Genomic DNA, 20,765 nt, shown 5'->3' with positions numbered 1-20,765 from the left:
GCCCGCGCCGGTGTCCTGCGCCGGGTGGTGCGCGCCGCCCCAGCTCCCGCCCGGGTCCTGCGACTGCGGGGCCGCCGGGCCCCAGGGCTCGCCCCAGGGGCTGCCGACCGGCGGGGCCGCCTGGTGGCCGCCGGGCATCAGGGGCTCGCCGCCGTCCGCGGGCAGCACGATGCCCTCGTGGGCGTGCCGCTCCGCGGGCTGCCGCGGGTCGGAGGACGCGGCGCCCTGACCGCTCTGCTGCGTCACCGGGACTCCTACTAATGGGGGAACCTTCGGAACGTCGGGTCACGCTACCGGGTCCCCGTGGCCGTCGGCCACGCAGCTCAGAGCCCACACATGACGCCCATGTCACAGACGCCACAGAAGTAACGGAAGTTGTGCGGGAGACGCTGTTACAGGGGTCCCTCAGGGGGCACCCGACGCGTGCGCCTCCCGCTCCCCTCAGGCGGCCTGCAGCTCGACGCGCGCGCCGAACTCCCGTACCACCGGCTCCTCCCGGTACGGTTCCAGGCGCTGCTGGAAGTCGTCCAGGTACTCCGCGCCGCGGTTGGACCGCAGCGTGCCGAGCAGCTCCACGGCCTTCAGGCCGGTGTGGCAGGCCTGCTCCACCTCGCGCCGCTGCACCTGCGCCGTGGCGAGCAGCACCAGGCCGATCGCGCGCCGCCGCGCCCGGGTCTCCGGGTGCCCGGCCAGGGCCTCCTCCGCGCGCCGCGCCGCCGCGTCGGCCTGGCCCAGGTCGCGGTGGCAGTGGGCCAGTTCGTCGGCCAGGTAGGCCTGGTCGAAGTGGCGGATCCAGGCCGGGTCGTCGCCCGACCGCTCCTCGCCGACGGCCCGCTCCATCGCCTCGACCGCGCGGCCCGTCACGGCCTGCGTCGACCGGGCGTCCCCGAGCAGCGCGTGCCCGCGCGCCTCGGCGGCGTAGAACATGGACTCCACGCGCGGGGTGACCCGCCCGCGCGCCCCCTCCTGCGCCGCCCGCGCGAGCTGCGCGATCTCGCGGGGGTTGCCGAGCTGGGCGGCGAGGTGGCTCATGGACGCCGCGAGGACGTAGCCGCCGTAGCCGCGGTCGCCCGCCGCCTGTGCCAGGCGCAGCGCCTGGATGTAGTACCGCTGGGCGAGGCCGGGCTGGCCGGTGTCCACCGCCATGTACCCGGCGAGCTCCGTCAACCGCGAGACGGCAGCGAACAGTTCGCGCCCCACGGCCTCCCGGTACGAGCCCGCGAGCAGCCCGGAGACCACGGAGTTGAGGTAGTGCACGACGACCGGTCGCACGTGTCCGCTGCCGTACTGGTGGTCCAGTTGCGTCAGGGCCTCCGTCATCGCCTTGACCGCCGCGACGTCCGACAGGCCGACGCGCGGCCCGGCCGTCCGGCCGACCTGCGGGTCCGGCGAGGAGATCAGCCAGTCGCGGCTCGGCTCGACGAGCGCGGAGGCCGCGACGGACGAGCCGGACAGGAAGTCCCTGCGGCCCACGTCGCTGCGCCACAGCTCGCAGACCTGCTCGATCGCGCCGAGAACGGTGGGGGAGAACTGAAGGCCCACGCCGGAGGCGAGGTTCTTGCCGTTCGCCATGCCGATCTCGTCGATCGTGACCGTGCGCCCCAGCTTGCGGCCGAGCGCCTCGGCGATGATGCCGGGGGCGCGGCCGCGCGGCTGCTGGCCGCGCAGCCAGCGAGCCACCGACGTCTTGTCGTATCGGAGATCGAGACCGTGCTCCGCCCCGCACATGTTGACGCGGCGGGCCAGACCGGCGTTCGAGCAGCCGGCTTCCTGAATGAGTGCTTGCAGCCGTTCGTTGGGCTGCCGCGCGACGAGTGGCCTTGCGGCCATGGCGTACCCCCTGTGTGCACCGTGGACCATCTGGTACTTCGGGTCGGATTTCGAGTCAGGCGACGAACGAGGAACGGTCCGGGCTGGTTCGCCGGTGCCGCCCAGATGATCAATGCCCGGGAAACAACCGGAAGATGCACCACAAACACCCACAAACGCACCAGTCATTGCCACAACGCATCGCAACACATCGCAACATGGCACAGCACGCACATGTCAGCGAGCCGGGTGAACTGGGATGAACTCCGACTGCCCCTGACGTGGTTACCCGCGCCGGGACCCCTTTGCCCGTGCGCGCCCCCGGTCGTGCACCCATGCGCCCCGTGGCGGGAACGATGCTCCTCCCCCGCGCACATGACGGGCCGTAACCGGACCTGGCGGGCGGAGTTGTGCCATGCGTGGAAGAGACCATCGGAGTCACGTCAGCCGCGCAGATCCCGAAGCAGCGCGGCGAGGCCCTGCAGGATTCGGCCGTACGGTACGCGGAGGAACGGCACTGGGACGTCTTCCCCGGCGCCTGGCTGGAGTCCGTCGACGGCACCTGGCGCTGCTCGTGCGAGAACGCCGCGTGCCCCGCGCCCGGCGCGCACCCGGTGCGCGACGACTGGCCCACGCAGGCCACCGGCAGCGCGACCGTCGCCCGGCGGCTGTGGGCGAAGCAGCCGAACGCCTCCATCCTGCTGCCCACGGGCCGTACGTTCGACGCGATCGACGTCCCCGAGACCGCCGGCTTCCTCGCCCTCGCGCGCATGGAGCGGATGGAGCTGACGCTCGGCCCGGTCACCTGCACGCCCGACCGGCGCATGCAGTTCTTCGTCCTGCCCGGCGCCGCGGCGAAGGTCCCCGACCTCGTCCGCAAGCTCGGCTGGCCGCCCGCCACCCTCGACCTCGTCACCCTCGGTGAGGGGGCGTACGTGGCCGCGCCGCCCACGCGTTTCGGCGCCTCCGGGGCCGTGCAGTGGGCCTGCCGCCCCACGGCCGCCAACCGCTGGCTCCCCGACGCGGAGGAGATCATCTCCCCGCTGGCGTACTCCTGCGGCCGGGAGGCCCGCCGCCGCTAGCCGCGCGGACGCGGGCAGCCGACCGCCCGGCGGCCAACGTAAAGCCGTACCCGTAGGCACGGGCACGGGCACAGATGCGGACACGGGCACGGGCACGGGCACAGACGCGGACACGGGCACAGACGCGGGCACACGGGCACGGGCACAGGCACTGACGTGGACAGTGGCACAGGTGGCGACGAGCGTGGGGCACGCGGACGCCACCCCGGGGAAACGCCCGGCACGCCCGGGAAACGCAGCAACCCGCGAGCCTGGTCCCCCGGCTGGGCCGGGGGAGCCGGCCGGACGTACCGGCGGCTCGCGGGTCGGGTGACTGCTGTGAATTCCGGCCGGCTGCGCGCCTGTCTCACGCGCTGGTCCGGCACCGCACTGAATGTGGTGGCGGGCCGCTAGCCCGCAGCCACCTCTTCCGTCCGGTTTCCATACATCTGCCGAACCACCTCCTCTCCGAAGTGACACTCACCCTAGGAAGCCCGCTCGGGGCGTTCAACTGTTTTTCCGTGTGCCGGGGCGCACAACGATTTGCCGCGACTTCCGGGAACTCGCTGTGGCGCGCGTCACGTTCGAGTTGAATGATCTGAGGTGCGGTACGCGCAGCTCATGCAGTACAAGCAGCTCATGAGGAAGAGGACACGGCCTGCAGGGGGTTCCGGGTGAGTGCTTCCCGACAGAGCGGTACGACCGGTGAACTGGGTCCCGAAGAGCCCGGGCCCGACGGCGCCGAACTGCTGGCGGCGCTCCTGGACGGGATGGACGCCGCGCTGTGCGCCTTCGACGCCGACGGGGTCGTGACGCACTGGAACCGCGAGGCCGAGCGCATCCTCGGCTGGTCGGCCGCGGAGGCCGTGGGTCGGCGCGGCTTCGCCGGGTGGGCCGTGCGGCCCGCCGACGCGGAGGAGGTCGAGGAGCGCCTGCTGGCCGCCATGCACGCCCCCGGGCGGCAGGTGCACGAGTTCGCGCTCGTCACCAAGGACGGCGGCCGCGTCCTCGTCCGTACGCAGTCCGCGGCCGTGCGCGGCGGCGACGGCAAGCCCTCCGGGGTGTACTGCGCCTTCTCCGAGGTGCACGCCCAGATCGACCTTGAGCGGTCCATCGCGTTGAGCGAGGCGCTGTTCGAGGACGCCTCCTGGGGCGTGGTGCTCGTGGACGCCGACTTGAGGCCCGCCGTGGTGAACGAGCACGCCGCGCGGCTGCTCGGGGCCGGTCGCTCGGCCCTGCTCGGGCGGCCGCTCGGGGAGGTGCTGGTGCAGGGCGTGGAGGAGCTGGAGAGCGCCCTCACGCACGTGCTCGCCGAGGGGGCGCCGCCCGCGCCCGCCGAGATGTGGGTGTCGGTACGGGGTGAGGACGGGCAGGCGGAGCGGCGGTGCTGGCGCAGCGGCTTCCTGCGGCTGGGTTCGCCGCTCGCGGAGGAGCCGGTGCCGCTCGGCGTCGGCTGGCTCTTCATGGACGTCACGGAGGCCAGGCAGAGCGAGCAGGAGGCGGCGCAGCTCCGGTTCCGCTCGCAGCAGCTCCACCGGTCGGCGCGGGCCGCCGCCGAGTGCGAGGACCCGATGGAGGCCGTCACCGTCCAGCTCGACTTCGCGCTCGCCGGGTTCGCCGACCACGCCCTGGTCGACCTGCTGGCCGCCGACGAGCCGGCGGTACGGCTGGTGCGGGTGGCGGCGTCGCCCGCGGGAGCGCCGGGTCCGAGCCTGTCCGGGGACAAAGCGGGGCTGCCGGTGCGCTACCCGGAGGGGCATCCGGCGCCGCAGTGCGTGGAGCGCGCCGGGTCCGTCCGCGCCGGCGCGGGCCTCGCGTCCCCCGAGCGGGCGCGGGACTGGGCGGTGGCGCGCCAGTGGCCGGAGTCCTCCGTGCACGCCCTGTGCGCGGTGCTGCGCTCCAGGGGGCGGACGCTGGGCGTGGTGACGTTCCTGCGGGGGGCGGCGCGCTCGGCGTTCGACCGGGCGGACGCGGTGTACGCGGAGAGCGTGGCCGCGCGGATCGCAGCCTCCCTGGACCTGACGACGCCACGCCCTTGAGCCTCCGTCCCACCCACCCGCCTTGCCGGGCTGCGGGCTCCACGCGGGGGCCGGGGCGCCCGGGGCGCGGGAGGCGTCTGCCCATCGGCCACGCCGGGGCGCGCGGACCCACCACCCGCGCCGGGGCACGCCGCACCCACCTGCCGGGCACCACGCACCCGCGGCCCCGCTCCCACCCACCCGCCCCCACCTGACACGGGGACAGGGACAGGGACATGAGCACGAGCCCGCCGCATCGAGCCCGAGCAGGCCGACCGAGGCAGGACTCGGCAGTCAACGGAGGCTCCGCGAAAGGCCAACTACGCGGAGCGGAACGCGGGTACAAGAGGCGATCAACCCGAGGCCCTGCCCGCCGCCCACACACCAAGCGGAATCCCTAGCACCGGGCAGGAGAAGACCACCGCGCCACCAGGGCGGGGCCGATCCCTTGAAGCCAAGGCGGAATGGGCCATGGGCGGGCGAAGCACCGTCGATCCAGCCATAGCGCCGCGCGCCGGAAACCGGACCAGCGAAGCCGAGGCGGCACGGGCGAGAGGTCGGCGCCTCAGCCACAGCCACGGCGCTCCGCGCCGGAGCCGGAACGGCAAAGCCGAAGTGGCACAGGTGGGCAGCCGGAAAGCCAAAACCACCCGCAACGCCCCGCGCCAAGGCGCCGACACAGCCAAGGTCACACAGCCGGACGTGGAGTCAGCATCCCGGCCGCACCGCCCCGCACCAGGACCGGAGACAACGAAGCCAAGGTCACACGAAGGGGCGCGGAGGCAACATCCCAGCCGCAGCGCTCCGCGCCGGGGCCAGGCCGCCAAAGCCGAGGTGGCACGGGCGGGCGGGCGGGAAACACCGCCGCGCTAGCGGCGGAAAACCAGCAAACCAGCCGCAGCGCCCCACGCCAGGCCCAGACTGGCAAAGCCGAGGTGGCACGGGTGGGCGGCGGGAAGCCAGCAAACCAGCCGCAGCGCTCCGCGCCGGGGCCAGCCCGCCAAAGCCGAGGTGGCACGGGCGGGCGGGCGGGAAACACCGCCGCGGTAGCGGCGGGAAGGCCTCCCGTCGGGGCCGGGCCAACGCAGCCGGGGCAGGGCAGGGGCCCAGCAGCGGCGCCCCGAGCCTAGGGCTGGTGGCGGTAGAAGATCCGCCCCCCGTACTCCCGGAACACCCGCCCGTTCCAGTCGTGCCCCCCGTCCACGTTCCCGGACCGCAGCAGCGGCGGCTGGATCCCCCGCGCGGCGAGCCCGGCCGCCGCCGCGGCCATCGTGGCCTGCATCAGCGCGCTGACGACCACCGTGGAGGCAGGTCCGAAGGGCGCCTCGACGGAGTCGAGGGTGAGCTCCGCGTCGCCGACGGCGATCTTCGAGTCGAGCACGACGTCGCAGTGGTCCTTGAGGAAGGTGCCGGACACGTGCCGCGACTTCGTCTCGGCCGCGTACGCCACGGAGGTCACGCCGATGACCTTCAGACCGAGCGCGCGGGCGTTCAGGGCCATCTCCACGGGCAGCGCGTTCCGCCCGGAGAGGGAGACGATCACGAGGACGTCGCCGGGCCGGACCGGGCTGGAGTCCAGGACGGCCGCCGCGAGGCCGTCGACCCGCTCCAGGGCGGAGCCGAGCGTCGCGGGCATGACGTCCACGCCGACGACGCCCGGTACGGAGAGCAGGTTCATCAGGGCGAGACCGCCCGCGCGGTAGACGACGTCCTGCGCGGCGAGCGAGGAGTGGCCGGCGCCGAAGGCGAAGAGCCGCCCCTCGGCGGCGACGGTCTCGGCCATCAGCTCCCCGGCGGCGGCGATCGCCCCGGACTCCTCGTCGCGTACCCGCGTCAGGAGACCGATCGCGGCGTCCAGGTACCGCCCGGCGATCCCGGCGCCCCCGGCCCCCTCGGCCCGTCCGGTCCCGGCCGCGCCCCCGCCGTCCACCAAGCCGTTGGTCATCCGCGAAGCACCCCTTTGTCCGGCCCCGGTCCCGTCCGGTCCCGCCGCGGTCCCGTCGTGTCGCGGATCACCGTGCGGTCTGAACCAGCACCCTGTCAATACGGCCCACGGAGGCCGCTTCCGGCGGCGCGACCCGGTTGTCAGTGGTATGCGTCAGAATTGGGAGCAGGGCCAGCGCACGAGCGAATTCTGAGGGGCACCCATGTCGGGGCTGATTGACACCACTGAGATGTATTTGCGCACCATCCTCGAGCTGGAGGAGGAGGGTGTCGTCCCCATGCGCGCCAGGATCGCCGAGCGGCTCGACCAGAGCGGCCCGACGGTGAGCCAGACGGTGGCGCGGATGGAGCGCGACGGCCTGGTCGCCGTCGCCAGCGACCGGCACCTGGAGCTGACCGAGGAGGGCCGCCGCCTGGCCACGCGCGTGATGCGCAAGCACCGTCTCGCCGAGTGCCTGCTGGTCGACGTGATCGGCCTGGAGTGGGAGCAGGTGCACGCGGAGGCCTGCCGCTGGGAGCACGTGATGAGCGAGGCCGTGGAGCGCCGCGTCCTGGAGCTCCTGCGCCACCCCACCGAGTCCCCGTACGGCAACCCGATCCCGGGCCTCGAGGAGCTCGGCGAGAAGGACGGCGCCGACCCGTTCCTGGACGAGGGCATGGTCTCCCTCATCGACCTGGACCCGGGCACGGACGGCAAGACCGTGGTGGTGCGCCGCATCGGCGAGCCCATCCAGACGGACGCGCAGCTCATGTACACGCTGCGGCGCGCCGGCGTGCAGCCCGGTTCCGTGGTGAGCGTGACGGAGTCGGCGGGCGGCGTGCTCGTCGGCAGCAGCGGCGAGGCCGCCGAGCTGGCAGCGGACGTCGCCTCGCACGTGTTCGTCGCCAAGCGCTGAGTTCCCACCGCACGGCGCCGCGGCCCGCCTGAGCACGGGCCCGGCGCCCACCGCGGCACGGGCCCGACGCCCACCCCGGCACGGGCCCGCCCCTGCCGCAGCGGGTCGACGTCCGGCGCGGCACGGACCTGCCGCGCCCCGGACACCCCGCACCCAAGCGCGCCCACATCCGCGCCCACACCCACACCCACACCACGGCGCAGCCCCGGCCCCCGGCCCCGCTCCCGTACGAGCCCGGCCCCGGCCCGCTCCCGCCGCACCCCGACCCCGGCCACGCCGCGACGTGGACCGCCACCCCCACCGCCGCACGCCCCGGCACACCCCAGCACCCCCGGCGCGCGCCGTACCACGCCATCCGGCCACCCACCCAGCACAGCCCACCGACGCGGAACAGCCCGGCCACCGACACGGCCCGGCCACCGACACCGCACGGCCCGGCCCCCGCACGCCCCCACGCACGGCTCGCGAAGGACGGCCGGGAGGCGCCCGGGGCGGGCCCCGAGGGGCGTGTCCGAGATCCGCCGGGGGGCAAGATTCAGTGTGCGGAATCGCAGCGCCGCGACGATTTGCGTGCGACGCTGTCGCGAGAGGCATATGACCTGACGGCTCCTGACCGTGTCCGTGCCGGGACGTGGCCGGGTCGCCACCGGGTCTGGCCGCGCGGCCGGAGGGCCCGGCCGGAGAGGGGACGGAACGATGTGCCCGGGCGGTGAGCAGGGATACGCGGGGCGCGGCACCGGGCGCTCCCGGCGCGTACGTCGTCCCGCCGGAGCGGGACCCTGGAACAGAGGGCCCCGGCGCCGTGCGGCGCCGGGGCCTGTCCTCCCCCGTACCGACCCGGAGCCCCGAGCTCTCAGGGTCGTCCCCCTCGGACCGGTCTCCCCGAGCGGCCCGCCTCCCGAGGAAGATCTCCCCTCGGCGACGGCGGTCAATCCTTGAGCATGGTCACCCGAACGAGGGGTGTTGGCGGCAAGACGGCCGCTTTCGAATGGAGGTTCGATAGCGTGCCGGGTGTGAGCTGAGTACCCGAGCGGACCAAGGGGGGTGCCTGGGACCATGGTGCGGCGCATCGACGTGACCGGCGCGGGCGGCGTGAGCCTCGCGGCGTGGGAGTACGCCGACCCTCCCAAGGCCAGAGAGGCCGAGTCGCCGTCGGGCGGCGTGCTGCTGCTGCACGGGCTGATGGGCCGCGCCTCGCACTGGGCGCCGGCCGCCCGCTGGCTTGCCGAGCGGCACCGCGCGGTCGCCCTCGACCAGCGCGGCCACGGCCAGAGCGAGAAGCCGCCCGAGGGCCCCTACACCCGCGAGGCGTACGTCGAGGACGCCGAGGCCGCCCTGGAGCAGCTCGGCCTCGCCCCCGCCGTCCTCATCGGCCACTCCATGGGCGCCCTCACCGCCTGGCAGCTCGCCGCGCGCCGCCCCGACCTCGTCCGGGGCGTGGTCATCTGCGACATGCGGGCCTCCGCGCTCGGCGCGGCCTCGCAGCGGGACTGGGAGTCCTGGTTCAAGTCCTGGCCGGTGCCGTTCGCGACGCTCGCGGACGTGCGCAAGTGGTTCGGCGAGGACGACCCCTGGGTGGAGCGGCCGAACCCCTCCCGGGGGGCGTATTTCGCCGAGGTCATGACCGAGGGCCCCGACGGGTGGCGGCCCGTCTTCGACCCCGCGCAGATGCTGAAGTCCCGCGAGACGTGGGTGTACGACGCGCACTGGGAGGAGCTGGTCCAGGTCCGGTGCCCCGCGCTGGTGGTCCGGGGGATCGACGGGGAGCTGGGGCGGGCGGAGGCCCAGGAGATGGTGCGCGTGCTGCCCCGCGGGGCGTACGCGGAGGTGCCCGACGCGGGCCACCTCGTGCACTACGACCAGCCGGAGGGCTGGCGCGAGGCCATCGAGCCCTTCCTCGACGCGGTCCTCACCGATCCCTAGCCACCGCGCGCCGCCCCGCGTGCCCCGCCCGGCGCTCCGCGGTGCCCGGCGGTCAGGGGCTCAGGCGGTGCAGGGTCCAGGAGGCGCCCTCGCGGGTGTAGCGCAGGCGGTCGTGGAGGCGGTTGGACCGGCCCTGCCAGAACTCCACCGTCTCGGGCGCCACCCGGAAGCCGCCCCAGTGCGGCGGCGCGGGCACCTGCTCCCCCTCCGGGTACCGCGCGGCCAACTCCGCGTACGCCGCGTCCAGTTCCTCCCGCGAGGCGATCACCGAGGACTGCGCGCTGGCCCACGCCCCGAGCTGCGAGCCGTGCGGGCGGCTGCGGAAGTAGCGGACGGTCTCGTCGCGGCCGGTCCGCTCCGCCGTGCCGGTCACGATCACCTGCCGCGCGATCGGATGCCAGGGGAACAGCAGTGACACGTGTGGGTTGGCGGCGATCTCCCGCGCCTTGCGGGACTCGTAGTTGGTGAAGAACACGAAGCCGTGCCGGTCGAAGCCCTTCAGGAGCACCGTGCGGGAGCTGGGCCGCCCCTGCCCGTCCGCCGTGGACACGACCATCGCATTCGGCTCGGCCAGCACCCCGGCCGGGTCCGCCGCCTGCGCCGCCGCCTGCTGGAACCAGCGTCCGAACTGCTCGAACGGGTCGGCGGCGACATCGGTCTCGGTCATCCCGTCGACGAGGTACTGCGCGCGCATGGCGGCCAGGTCAACGGCTGCGGCGGACTCGGTTGCGGTGGCGCGGGACTCGGTCACGCGGTCATCTTGCCGTATACGAATGCCGGGGCACGACAGCCGGAGGCCGGGAGGATCCCCTCCCCGGCGCCGGGACGACGAGCGGCCGACAGCGGGGGCAACGAGCGGCTGACGCCCGGCGTACGACGGGCGTACGACGGGCGAATACCGGGGCGCACAGCGGCAGTCGGCGGGCGCGCGGCCCCACCAAGAGGTGATGTGTGGCACTGAGTGCCGCAGTCCATCGCCTCGACTGGCACCAAGGGATATCGTGCCGAAACCGTATCGGTTGGGTGACCTCCGACCGCGCGGGGCATCACCGGGTTACCCCAGAGCAGTACCGGACCACCGGTCGCACGCATCTGCCGCACAGACCTGTCGTACAGATCTCGTACACATCATGAGGAGCCGCCTGATGTCCGACTTCGTACCCGGACTTGAAGGAGTCGTCGCGTTCGAGACGGAGATCGCCGAACCGGACAAGGAAGGCGGTGCCCTGCGCTACCGGGGCGTCGACATCGAGGACCTGGTCGGCAGCGTCTCCTTCGGCAACGTGTGGGGGCTGCTCGTCGACGGCGCCTTCGACCCGGGCCTGCCGCCCGCCGAGCCCTTCCCCATCCCCGTGCACTCCGGTGACATCCGCGTCGACGTGCAGTCCGCGCTCGCCATGCTCGCCCCCGTGTGGGGCCTGCGCCCGCTGCTGGACATCGACGAGGCCCAGGCCCGCGACGACCTCGCGCGGGCGGCCGTGATGGCCCTGTCGTACGTCGCCCAGTCCGCGCGCGGGCAGGGGCTGCCGATGGTGCCGCAGCGGGAGATCGACAAGGCGGAGACGGTCGTCGAGCGGTTCATGCGCCGCTGGCGCGGCGAGCCGGACCCGCGCCATGTGCAGGCTGTCGACGCGTACTGGACGTCCGCCGCGGAGCACGGCATGAACGCGTCCACGTTCACCGCCCGGGTCATCGCCTCCACCGGGGCGGACGTCGCGGCGGCGCTGTCGGGGGCCGTCGGGGCCATGTCCGGGCCGCTGCACGGGGGCGCACCCTCCCGGGTGCTCGGCATGATCGAGGAGATCGAGCGGACCGGGGACGCCGTCGCGTACGTGAAGCAGGCGCTGGACCGGGGCGAGCGGCTCATGGGCTTCGGGCACCGGGTGTACCGGGCCGAGGACCCGCGCGCCCGCGTGCTGCGGCGGACCGCGCGGGAGCTGGGCGCTCCTCGCTTCGAGGTGGCGGAGGCGCTGGAGAAGGCCGCGCTGGACGAGTTGCACGCGCGGCGGCCGGATCGGGTGCTGGCCACGAACGTGGAGTTCTGGGCGGCGATCGTGCTCGACTTCGCCGAGGTGCCGGCGCACATGTTCACGTCCATGTTCACGTGTGCGCGGACGGCGGGGTGGTCGGCGCACATTCTTGAGCAGAAGCGGACGGGGCGCTTGGTGCGGCCGTCTGCGCGGTATGTCGGGCCTGCGGCCCGCGGCCCGCGGGAGATCTCCGGGTACGGGGGCATCTCGGGCTGAGCCCACGCGGGGCGCCCCAGGCCCACCCCTCCCCGAACCGGAGGCTGCCGCCCCCGGCCCCCCGCCGCTCTTCTGGGGCTCCGCCCCTCTCCCCCGCCATCGGCGCTCCGCGCCTCGTCCTCAAACGCCGGACGGGCTGAAAGTGCCCTCGACCCGCCGTCCTCGGGTGCCCGTCAGCCGACGACGGCGCCCGGCGGACAATTCCAGCCCGTCCGGCGATTGAGGACGAGGCCGCCAGGCCGATCACACCCGCAGATGACGGCGGCGGGACGCGGGACCAATCCAGCCCGTCCGGCGATTGAGGACGAGGCCGCCAGGCCGAGGGAAGGGCGGGTGGGTGGGGGGACATCCGCCGCGGAGCGGTGGATCGCCCGCAGGTGGCGGCGGCGGGACGCGGGGGCGGGGGTGCTAGCCCAGGGCCTCGGTGAGGACGTGGGCCCATTGGCGGACCACGCGGGTCCTGCGGGCGGCGTCGTCCGTGAGGAGGTTGGCGAGGCCCAGGCCTCGGGCCATGTCGAGGAGGCCCTGGACGGTCTCGCGGGTGCCGGGGCGGGACTCGTCCACGGCCAGGAGCTCCACCGCGATGCGGTGCGTCTCGCGGCCCACGCGCGCCTCCAGCTCGGCGACGCGCGGCCCGAGCTGGGGCTCGTGGGACGCCGCCACCCACAGGTGCAGGGCCGCCCGGAACAACGACCCGGTGTAGAGGTCGACGAGGGCGGCGACGACCGCGGCGCGGTCGGTGGCGCGGGTGCCCTCGGGGAAGAGCCCCCGCAGCGCCGCCGAGCGCCGTTCGGCCACGTACTCCACGGCCGCCGTGAACAGGTCCTCGCGGGTCGGGAAGTGGTGCTGGGCCGCGCCCCGCGACACCCCGGCCCGCTCGGCGACGACGGTGACCGTCGAGCCGGACCAGCCGCGCTCGGCCAGGCACGCCACCGCCGCCTCCAACAGCCGCTGCCGCGTGGCCCGGCTGCGGTCCTGCTTGGGCGCGCGGTCGGCCTCGGTCACAGCACCCATGGGGGCTCCCGTCGTTCCAGGAACGCCGTCATGCCCTCGCGCGCCTCCGCCGAGCGGAAGCGGCGCGCGGACAGGGCGACGACGGCGTCCGTCTCCTCGTCGAATGCGGTGAGCACCTTAGCCGTGAGGAGCTTCTTCGTGTCCGCGAGCGCCGAGGGTGCGGCCTTGCGCAGCCCGTCCAGGACGGGCGCGAGCACCGCGTCGACGTCGTCACCGTACGCCGTGACGAGGCCGATCCGCGCCGCCTCCGCAGCGCCGAAGCGCTCCCCGGTGAGGTGGTAGCGGCTCGCCGCGCGGGCGTCGAGGCGCGCGAGGAGCGGCATCGAGATCACCGCGGGGACCACGCCGATGCGCACCTCGGTCAGGGCGAAGGTGGCGTCCGGGGCGCCCGCGACCGCGATGTCGCAGGCGGCCAGGAGGCCGAGCCCACCGGCCCGTACGTGGCCGCGCACCCGGGCCACGACCGGTTTGGGCACCTCCACGACCTGCCGGAGGAGCGCCACGAACGCCGCCGGGTCGGGCGGCTGCCGCAGGTCCGCGCCCGCGCAGAACGTCGTCCCGGTGTGGGTCAGGACCACGGCCCGTACGCCGTCGTCCCGGCCCGCGCGGGCCAGCGCCGCCGCCAGCTCGCCCACCAGGGCGGCCGACAGAGCGTTGCGGTTCGCGGGCGAGTCGAGCGTCAGCGTCACCACGCCCCGCTCGGGTTCCGACGCGGTCACCACCGCCATGGTCCCCACCTCTCTCAGTACGACTTCGGCAGGCCCAGCGTCTGGTGCGAGACGTAGTTGAGGATCATCTCGCGGCTCACCGGGGCGATCCGCGCCACCCGGGAGGCCACGATCAGCGAGGCCAGGCCGTACTCCGCCGTCAGGCCGTTGCCGCCGAGGGTGTGCACCGCCTGGTCGACGGCCCGCACGCAGGCGTCGGCCGCGGCCAGCTTGGCCATGTTCGCGGCCTCGCCCGCCGCCACGTCGTCCCCGGCGTCGTACAGGCGGGCCGCCTTGCGGGTCATCAGGCCCGCGAGCTCCAGGTCGACGTGGCACTGCGCGAGGGGGTGCGCGATGGCCTGGTGCGCACCGATGGGGGTCTTCCACACCGCGCGCTCCTTGGCGTACTCCACGGCCCGCGCGAGGGCGTACCGGCCCATGCCGAGGGAGAACGCGGCCGTCATGATGCGTTCCGGGTTCAGGCCCGCGAAGAGCTGGAGCAGGCCCGCGTCCTCGTCGCCGACGAGCGCGTCCGCGGGCAGCCGCACGTCGTCGAGGACCAGCTCGAACTGCTTCTCGGCCGCCTTGAGTTCCATCTCGATGGGGCGCCGGGTGAACCCGGGCGCGTCCCGGTCCACGATGAACAGGCACGGTTTCAGCCTGCCCGTGCGCGCGTCCTCCGTACGGCCGACGATCAGGGTGGCGTCGGCGATGTCGACGCCGGAGATGAACACCTTGCGGCCGGTCAGGAGCCAGTCGCCGGTGGCCGGGTCCCGGCGGGCCGTGGTGGTGATGCGGTGGGAGTTGGAGCCCGCGTCGGGCTCGGTGATGCCGAAGGCCATGGTGCGGCTGCCGTCGGCGAGCCCCGGCAGCCACCGCCGCTTCTGCTCCTCGGTGCCGAAGCGGGCGATCACCGTGCCGCAGATCGCCGGGGACACCACCATCATCAGCAGCGGGCAGCCCGCAGCGCCCAGCTCCTCCAGGACCAGGGAGAGCTCCGCGATGCCGCCGCCCCCGCCGCCGTACTCCTCCGGCAGGTTCACGCCCAGGTAGCCGAGTTTCGCCGCGTCCGCCCACAGGGCGTCGGGGTGGGTGCCCTCGCGGACGACGCGGGTCAGGTAGTCGCGGCCGTAGCGGCGGCCGAGCGCGGCGACGGCGGCGCGCAGCGCGGTGTGTTCCTCGGTCTCCAGGACGGTGCTCACACTGGTCATGCTGAGACTTCCTCCCGCGAGGCGGATGGGGCTGGGGATGCGGACGGGGCTTCGGGCGCGGCCGGTGCGTCGGCCGTGGAGGGGGATTCCTGTACGACGGCGAGCAGCGTGCCCACCTCGACCTGGCGGCCCGGTTGCGCGTGCAGCGCGGTGAGGGTGCCGGTGGCGGGGGCGGTGACGCGGTGCTCCATCTTCATGGCCTCCAGCCAGATCAGCGGCTGCCCGGCGGTGACCGGTGCGCCCTCCGCGAGCCCGTCCGCGACCCGCAGGACGGTGCCCGGCATAGGCGCGAGCAGGGACCCGGGCTCCTGGCGGGCGGTCGGCTCGGGGAGCAGGGGCAGGGGGACGAGGGCCAGGTGGCCGACGTGGACGTGGTCGGTGCCGGCGTAGCGGCGGACGGGGAACACGCGGCGCACCCCGTCCACGTCGAGCGTCACGCGGTCGGGCGCGGCGTCGAGCACGCGGACGCCCTCCACCTGGAAGCCGTCGCGGGTGGCCGCGTACCGCACCTCGTGCTCGACGCCGTCGGCCGCGCCCCGGTAGCGCTTGACCTGCGGCTGCGAGCGCAGGTTGCGCCAGCCGCCGAAGCGGGAGCGGCCGCAGGCGTCGGCGAGGGCGGCGGCCAGCGGGGCGTACCGCGTCCAGGGGGTGGTGTCGGCGGCCGTCAGCTCGGCGAGGTGCCGGTCGTAGAAGGAGGTGTCCATGCGCCCGGCGGTGAACTCCGGGTGGCGCAGGGAGCGGACGAGCAGGGCGCGGTTGGTGACCGGGCCGTGCACCGTGGCCCGCTCCAGGGCGCCCGCCAGCTTGCGGATCGCCTCCGCGCGCGTGGGGGCGTACGCGACGACCTTCGCGAGCATCGCGTCGTAGTGCACGCCGACCGTGTCGCCGTCCGTGTACCCGGTGTCCAGGCGCACGCCGTCCGGCACGGCCAGGCGGTGCAGCGTCCCGGTCTGCGGGGCCCAGCCGGCCGCCGGGTCCTCGGCGTACAGGCGGGCCTCCACGGCGTGCCCGGTGGGCCGGGGCGGGCGCGGGCCCTCCAGGGCGTGGCCTTCGGCGACGCGGAGCTGGAGCGCCACCAGGTCGACGCCGCAGACCTCCTCGGTCACGGGGTGCTCGACCTGGAGGCGGGTGTTCATCTCCAGGAAGTGCGGGGTGCCGTCGGCGGCGACGAGGAACTCGACGGTGCCCGCGCCCCGGTAGCCGACGGTGCGGGCCACGCCGGTCGCGAGGTCGTACAGCCGCTCCACCAGGCCCTCGGCGAGGCCCGGCGCCGGGGCCTCCTCGACGACCTTCTGGTGGCGGCGCTGGAGCGAGCAGTCGCGGGTGCCGAGCGGCCACACGGTGCCGTGCGCGTCGGCGAGGAGCTGCACCTCGACGTGGCGCCCGCCCTCCACGTAGGGCTCGACGAACACCTCGCCGTCCCCGAAGGCGCTCGCGGCCTCGGCCCGCGCGGCCGCCAACTCGCGCGGCAGGGTGCCCAGTTCCCGTACGACGCGCATGCCGCGCCCGCCGCCGCCGGCCGCCGCCTTCACCAGGACCGGCAGGTCCGCCTCGGTGACGTCCTCGGGGGCGAGCGGGGCGAGGCCCATCAGCGCCTTGGCGCGGGTCTTGGACGCCATCGCCGCGATCGCGTCCGGGGGCGGCCCGATCCACACCAGGCCCGCGTCCTCGACGGCCCGCGCGAAGGCGGCGCTCTCGGAGAAGAAGCCGTAGCCGGGGTGGACGGCGTCGGCGCCGGTCGCGCGCGCGGCGGCCACGACGAGGTCGCCGCGCAGATAGGTGTCGGCCGGGGCCGCGCCGGGCAGCCGTACCGCCTCGTCGGCCTCGCGGACGTGCAGGGCGTCCGCGTCGGCGTCGGAGTACACGGCGACGGTGGCGATGCCGAGGCGGCGGCTGGTGCGGAAGACGCGGCAGGCGATCTCGCCGCGGTTGGCCACGAGCAGCTTGGAAATCATGGGACTCGCCTCTCACCTCTCACGGGGACGCGCCCCTCACATCCGGAAGACGCCGAAGCCGCCGCGGGCGCCTTCGTAGGGGGCGGTGTGCAGGGCGGACAGGCAGATGCCGAGGACGGTGCGGGTGTCGCGCGGGTCGATGACCCCGTCGTCGTACAGCCGCCCCGACAGGAACATCGGCAGCGACTCCGCCTCGATCTGCTGCTCCACCATGGCGCGCAGCGCGGCGTCGGCCTCGTCGTCGTACGGCTTGCCCTTCGCGGCGGCCGACTGGCGGGCGACGATCGACAGGACGCCCGCGAGCTGCTGGGGGCCCATGACGGCGGACTTGGCGCTGGGCCAGGCGAAGAGGAAGCGGGGGTCGTAGGCGCGGCCGCACATGCCGTAGTGCCCGGCGCCGTAGGAGGCGCCCATCAGGACGGACAGGTGGGGGACGCGCGAGTTGGACACGGCGTTGATCATCATGGCGCCGTGCTTGATGATGCCGCCCTGCTCGTACTCCTTGCCGACCATGTAGCCGGTGGTGTTGTGCAGGAAGAGCAGGGGGATGTCGCGCTGGTTGGCGAGCTGGATGAACTGGGCGGCCTTCTGCGACTCGGCGGAGAACAGCACGCCTTGGGCGTTGGCGAGGATGCCGATGGGATAGCCGTGCAGGTGGGCCCAGCCGGTGACCAGTGAGGCCCCGTACAGCGGCTTGAACTCGTCGAAGTCGGAGCCGTCGACGATCCGGGCGACGACCTCGCGCGGGTCGAAGGGGGTGCGCAGATCGCCCGGGACGATCCCGAGGAGTTCCTCGGCGTCGTACTTCGGCGGCGCGGCGGGCGGTGGATCGGCGTACGCCTTGCGCCAGTTGAGGCGGGCGACGACGCGGCGGGCCCGGCGCAGCGCGTCGTGCTCGTCCTCGGCGAGGTGATCGGCGAGGCCGGAGGTGCGGGCGTGCATCTCGGCGCCGCCGAGGGACTCGTCGTCGCTCTCCTCACCGGTGGCCATCTTCACCAGGGGCGGCCCGCCGAGGAACACCTTCGCGCGCTCCTTGACCATGATGACGTGGTCGCACAGGCCGGGGACGTAGGCGCCGCCCGCGGTGGAGTTGCCGAAGACGACGGCCACGGTCGGTATCCCGGCGGCCGAGGACTGCGTGAGGTGCTTGAACAGCGCCCCGCCCGGGATGAAGATCTCCTTCTGCGAGGGCAGGTCGGCGCCGCCGGACTCCACGAGGTGGATCGACGGCAGCCGGTTGGCGTACCCGATCTCGTGCGCGCGGAAGGCCTTCTTCAGCGTCCAGGGGTTGCTGGCGCCGCCGCGCACGGTGGGGTCGTTGGCGGTGATCAGGCACTCGACGCCCTCGACGACGCCGATGCCGGTCACCATGGACGCGCCCACGGGGTAGTCGCTGCCCCAGGCGGCCAGCGGCGACAGCTCCAGGAACGGCGTGTCCGGGTCGAGCAGCAGCTCGATGCGCTCGCGGGCGAGGAGCTTGCCGCGGTCGCGGTGCCGGCGCACGTACTTCTCGCCGCCGCCGTCGAGGGCCTTGGCCTGCTCGGCCTCCAGCTCGGCCAGCTTGTCGAGCATGGCCGCGCGGTGGGCGGCGTACTCGGGGCCCGCGGTGTCGAGCGCGGACGCGAGCACGGTCATAGGAGCACCTCCGGGATGTCCGTGGAGCGGGACCGCAGCCATTCGGCGAGCCCCTTGGCCTGCGGGTCGAAGCGGGCCCGGGAGGCGACGCCGTCGCCGAGGAGGCCGTGGACGGTGAAGTTGAGGGCGCGCAGGCGCGGCAGCACGTGCCGGACGACCTTCAGCGGGCGGCTCTCGGGGAGCAGCTCCTGGAACCGCTCCACGGTCAGGTGGTGCGCCAGCCACCGCCAGGCCTCGTCCGTACGCACCCACACCCCGACGTTGGCGTCCCCGCCCTTGTCGCCGCTGCGGGCGCCCGCCACGTACCCCAGCGGGACGCGCCGGGTGGGCCCGCCGTGGTCCAACGGCTGGGGCAGCGGCGGCGGTTCGGCCTCCGTCAGCTCCCGCGTCTCCTCCGGCGCGGGCACGTCCACGCGCCGCCCGTCGGGCAGGACGACAACCTGTCGTACGGAGTCCGCGTCGACGTACGCCGCCTCGAACACCCCGTACGGTGTGGCCTTTCCGGGCGGCGCCGTGACGTGGAAGCCCGGGTAGCTGCCGAGCGCGAGCTCCACCGCCGCGCCGCTCAGGGCGCGGCCCACCGCGTCCGAGTCCGGGTCGCGCGCCACGAGCCGCAGCAGCGCGCTCGCGGTCTCCTCGGTGGCCGCGTCGCGGTGGTCGGTGCGGGCCAGCTCCCAGCGCACCTCGGCGGGGCGGGACCCGGAGCGGCCGAACGCGTCCTCGACCTGGGCGCGGACCAGGTCGGCCTTGGCCTCGACGTCGAGGCCGGTGAGGACGAACACGACCTCGTTGCGGTGGCCGCCCAGCCGGGTGAGGCCCACCTTGAGCGCCGGGGGCGGCGGCTCCCCGCGGACGCCCTCGACGCGCACGCGGTCGGGCCCGTCCTGCCGCAGCCGCACGGTGTCGAGGCGGGCGGTGACGTCCGGCCCGGCGTACCGCGCGCCCGCCGTCTCGTACAGGAGCTGCGCGGTGACCGTGCCGACGTCCACGAGACCGCCCGTGCCGTCGTGCTTGGTGATCACGCAGGAGCCGTCGGCGTGGACCTCGGCGAGCGGGAAGCCGGGGCGGAGCAGGCGGGCGGGGTCGTGCTCGGCGAAGAAGGCGTAGTTGCCACCGGTCGCCTGGGTGCCGCACTCCAGGACGTGCCCGGCGACGACGGCGCCCGCGAGCGCGTCGTACGCGTCCGGGGCCCAGCCGAAGTGCGCGGCGGCGGGCCCGGTGACCAGGGCCGCGTCGGTGACCCGCCCGGTGACGACGACGTCGGCCCCGGCGCGCAGGGCGGCGGTGATGCCGTGGCCGCCGAGGTAGGCGTGGGCGGTGAGCGCGCCGGGGAAGCGGTCGCCCAGGTCGTCGCCCGTCACGTGCGCCACGCGCGTGGGCAGGCCGAGGCTGCCGGCGAGGGCGCGCAGGGCGCCGGCGAGCCCGGCCGGGTTGAGGCCGCCCGCGTTGGTGACGATCCGCACGCCCCGGTCGTGGGCCTCGCCCAGGCACTCCTCCATCTGCCGCAGGAAGGTCTTGGCGTAGCCGCGCGCGGGGTCCTTGAGGCGGTCGCGGCCGAGGATGAGGAGGGTCAGTTCGGCCAGATAGTCGCCGGTGAGGACGTCGAGGGGGCCGCCGGTGAGCATCTCGCGGACGGCGTCGAAGCGGTCGCCGTAGAAGCCGGAGGCGTTGCCGATGCGCAGGGGCTCCGCCGGGCGCGGTGGGGTCTTCTTCGGCTGGGGCTGTTCTCCGACCGCCCGCCGGTGGGGGGTCGCGGATCCTTCTTTCCCACCCGCCCGCCCGTCTCTCCCTGCCCCGACTGCTTGGCCGCCCCTCACCGGCCCGCCCCCTCCGGCTCCCGCCCCGGCCCCGGTGGCCCCGCGAACGCCTGGGCGATGTCCAGCCACCGGTCGGCGTCCGGGCCCTCGGCGCGTACGGCCAGGTCGGCGCGGTGGGCGCGCTGCGTGACGAGGAGGCAGAAGTCGAGCGCGGGCCCCGTCACGCGCTGGGCCGCGTCCTCGGGCCCGTAGGCCCACAACGCCCCGCCCGGCGCGACCAGTTCGACGCGGAACTCCTCTGTCGGCGCGCTCAGCCCCCGCACCGCGTAGGCGTAGTCCCGCGCCCGTACGCCGATCCGGGCCACGTGCCGCAGCCGGGCGGTCGGGGCACGGCGGACCCCCAGGGTGTCGGCGACGTCCTGGCCGTGCGCCCAGGTCTCCATGAGCCGCGCGGTGGCGACGGACGCGGGCGACATCGGCGGCCCGTACCAGGGGAAGCGCGCCTTGGCGGGCGCGGCCCGCAGCACCCGCTGGAGCGCGTCGCGCCCGGCCCGGTGCCGGGCGGGCAGCGCGGCGGGCAGCAGCGCGG

At 74.7% G+C, this 20,765-nt stretch carries 15 protein-coding genes and 1 pseudogene; 5 read left to right on the top strand and 11 right to left on the bottom strand.

Annotation, left to right across the window (positions count from 1 at the left end):
* Positions 1–246: pseudogene (locus tag IE330_RS31940) on the bottom strand (hypothetical protein); the annotation flags it as partial.
* A gap of 195 nt (positions 247–441) precedes the next feature.
* Positions 442–1,830, bottom strand: coding sequence for an NsdA family TPR-like regulatory protein (locus IE330_RS31935; protein WP_190139660.1), 1,389 nt, complete (start codon positions 1,828–1,830; stop codon positions 442–444).
* 398 nt (positions 1,831–2,228) lie between these two features.
* On the opposite strand from IE330_RS31935, the gene IE330_RS31930 reads away from it, so the two are divergent.
* Together IE330_RS31930 and IE330_RS31925 are read left to right on the top strand one after the other, a co-directional pair.
* Positions 2,229–2,891 carry a bifunctional DNA primase/polymerase gene (locus IE330_RS31930; RefSeq protein WP_373314776.1) on the top strand — a complete coding sequence of 221 codons (663 nt, stop codon included), beginning with the start codon at positions 2,229–2,231 and terminating at the stop codon, positions 2,889–2,891.
* 653 nt (positions 2,892–3,544) lie between these two features.
* Positions 3,545–4,909, top strand: a complete 1,365-nt coding sequence (locus IE330_RS31925) for a PAS domain-containing protein (RefSeq protein WP_190139658.1) — start codon at positions 3,545–3,547, stop codon at positions 4,907–4,909.
* Between the two features lie 1,105 nt (positions 4,910–6,014).
* Here IE330_RS31925 and IE330_RS31920 read toward each other — a convergent pair.
* Positions 6,015–6,833 (bottom strand): SIS domain-containing protein, encoded by an 819-nt coding sequence (locus IE330_RS31920; RefSeq protein WP_190139657.1) that lies wholly within the window; start codon positions 6,831–6,833, stop codon positions 6,015–6,017.
* 202 nt (positions 6,834–7,035) lie between these two features.
* On the opposite strand from IE330_RS31920, the gene IE330_RS31915 reads away from it, so the two are divergent.
* Together IE330_RS31915 and IE330_RS31910 are read left to right on the top strand one after the other, a co-directional pair.
* On the top strand, positions 7,036–7,728 hold the full coding sequence (locus IE330_RS31915) for an iron-dependent transcriptional repressor DtxR (RefSeq protein ID WP_030361523.1): 693 nt from the start codon (positions 7,036–7,038) through the stop codon (positions 7,726–7,728).
* Positions 7,729–8,784: 1,056 nt separating this feature from the next.
* Positions 8,785–9,651, top strand: coding sequence for an alpha/beta fold hydrolase (locus IE330_RS31910; RefSeq protein WP_190139656.1), 867 nt, complete (start codon positions 8,785–8,787; stop codon positions 9,649–9,651).
* Positions 9,652–9,703: 52 nt separating this feature from the next.
* On the opposite strand, the gene pdxH is transcribed toward IE330_RS31910, so the two are convergent.
* Positions 9,704–10,420 carry a pyridoxamine 5'-phosphate oxidase gene (gene pdxH, locus IE330_RS31905; protein ID WP_373314779.1) on the bottom strand — a complete coding sequence of 239 codons (717 nt, stop codon included), beginning with the start codon at positions 10,418–10,420 and terminating at the stop codon, positions 9,704–9,706.
* 376 nt (positions 10,421–10,796) lie between these two features.
* Between pdxH and IE330_RS31900 the strand changes: the two genes are divergently transcribed.
* On the top strand, positions 10,797–11,897 hold the full coding sequence (locus IE330_RS31900; protein ID WP_190139655.1) for a citrate synthase 2: 1,101 nt from the start codon (positions 10,797–10,799) through the stop codon (positions 11,895–11,897).
* Positions 11,898–12,305: 408 nt separating this feature from the next.
* On the opposite strand, the gene IE330_RS31895 is transcribed toward IE330_RS31900, so the two are convergent.
* From IE330_RS31895 to IE330_RS31865, 7 genes are all read right to left on the bottom strand, one after another.
* The gene (locus tag IE330_RS31895) at positions 12,306–12,911 is read right to left on the bottom strand and encodes a TetR/AcrR family transcriptional regulator (RefSeq protein ID WP_190139654.1); all 606 of its coding nucleotides are present in this window, start codon (positions 12,909–12,911) and stop codon (positions 12,306–12,308) included.
* On the bottom strand, positions 12,899–13,639 hold the full coding sequence (locus IE330_RS31890) for an enoyl-CoA hydratase family protein (protein ID WP_190139653.1): 741 nt from the start codon (positions 13,637–13,639) through the stop codon (positions 12,899–12,901). The genes IE330_RS31895 and IE330_RS31890 overlap by 13 nt, the downstream gene beginning before the upstream one ends.
* A gap of 14 nt (positions 13,640–13,653) precedes the next feature.
* The gene (locus IE330_RS31885; protein WP_190139652.1) at positions 13,654–14,829 is read right to left on the bottom strand and encodes an acyl-CoA dehydrogenase family protein; all 1,176 of its coding nucleotides are present in this window, start codon (positions 14,827–14,829) and stop codon (positions 13,654–13,656) included.
* A complete protein-coding gene (locus IE330_RS31880) occupies positions 14,826–16,784 on the bottom strand; it encodes an acetyl/propionyl/methylcrotonyl-CoA carboxylase subunit alpha (RefSeq protein WP_190139651.1) in 1,959 nt (652 codons plus the stop codon). The genes IE330_RS31885 and IE330_RS31880 overlap by 4 nt, the downstream gene beginning before the upstream one ends.
* 36 nt (positions 16,785–16,820) lie before the next feature.
* On the bottom strand, positions 16,821–18,419 hold the full coding sequence (locus IE330_RS31875) for an acyl-CoA carboxylase subunit beta (RefSeq protein WP_190139650.1): 1,599 nt from the start codon (positions 18,417–18,419) through the stop codon (positions 16,821–16,823).
* Entirely contained in the window at positions 18,416–20,101 is a 1,686-nt protein-coding gene (locus IE330_RS31870) for an acyclic terpene utilization AtuA family protein (RefSeq protein ID WP_190139661.1), read from the bottom strand. Before IE330_RS31870 ends, IE330_RS31875 begins: the two co-directional genes overlap by 4 nt.
* A gap of 131 nt (positions 20,102–20,232) precedes the next feature.
* Positions 20,233–20,765 (bottom strand): TIGR03084 family metal-binding protein (locus IE330_RS31865; RefSeq protein WP_190139649.1); only part of this gene is annotated, 533 nt, incomplete at its 5' end.

It is taken from the genome of Streptomyces longispororuber, from assembly GCF_014656095.1.
GTDB lineage: Bacteria > Actinomycetota > Actinomycetes > Streptomycetales > Streptomycetaceae > Streptomyces > Streptomyces longispororuber.
The sequence above is the reverse complement of the archived record's forward strand: the minus strand, read 5'-3'. Positions and strand labels throughout refer to the sequence as shown.

What these genes read in the sequence shown, in the direction of transcription:
- IE330_RS31935 (WP_190139660.1), bottom strand. Translation starts at nt 1,830, where the DNA reads ATGGCCGCAAGGCCACTCGTCGCGCGGCAGCCCAACGAACGGCTGCAA.
- IE330_RS31920 (WP_190139657.1), bottom strand. Translation starts at nt 6,833, where the DNA reads ATGACCAACGGCTTGGTGGACGGCGGGGGCGCGGCCGGGACCGGACGG.
- IE330_RS31915 (WP_030361523.1), top strand. Translation starts at nt 7,036, where the DNA reads ATGTCGGGGCTGATTGACACCACTGAGATGTATTTGCGCACCATCCTC.
- IE330_RS31910 (WP_190139656.1), top strand. Translation starts at nt 8,785, where the DNA reads ATGGTGCGGCGCATCGACGTGACCGGCGCGGGCGGCGTGAGCCTCGCG.
- IE330_RS31900 (WP_190139655.1), top strand. Translation starts at nt 10,797, where the DNA reads ATGTCCGACTTCGTACCCGGACTTGAAGGAGTCGTCGCGTTCGAGACG.
- IE330_RS31895 (WP_190139654.1), bottom strand. Translation starts at nt 12,911, where the DNA reads ATGGGTGCTGTGACCGAGGCCGACCGCGCGCCCAAGCAGGACCGCAGC.
- IE330_RS31890 (WP_190139653.1), bottom strand. Translation starts at nt 13,639, where the DNA reads ATGGCGGTGGTGACCGCGTCGGAACCCGAGCGGGGCGTGGTGACGCTG.
- IE330_RS31885 (WP_190139652.1), bottom strand. Translation starts at nt 14,829, where the DNA reads ATGACCAGTGTGAGCACCGTCCTGGAGACCGAGGAACACACCGCGCTG.
- IE330_RS31880 (WP_190139651.1), bottom strand. Translation starts at nt 16,784, where the DNA reads ATGATTTCCAAGCTGCTCGTGGCCAACCGCGGCGAGATCGCCTGCCGC.
- IE330_RS31875 (WP_190139650.1), bottom strand. Translation starts at nt 18,419, where the DNA reads ATGACCGTGCTCGCGTCCGCGCTCGACACCGCGGGCCCCGAGTACGCC.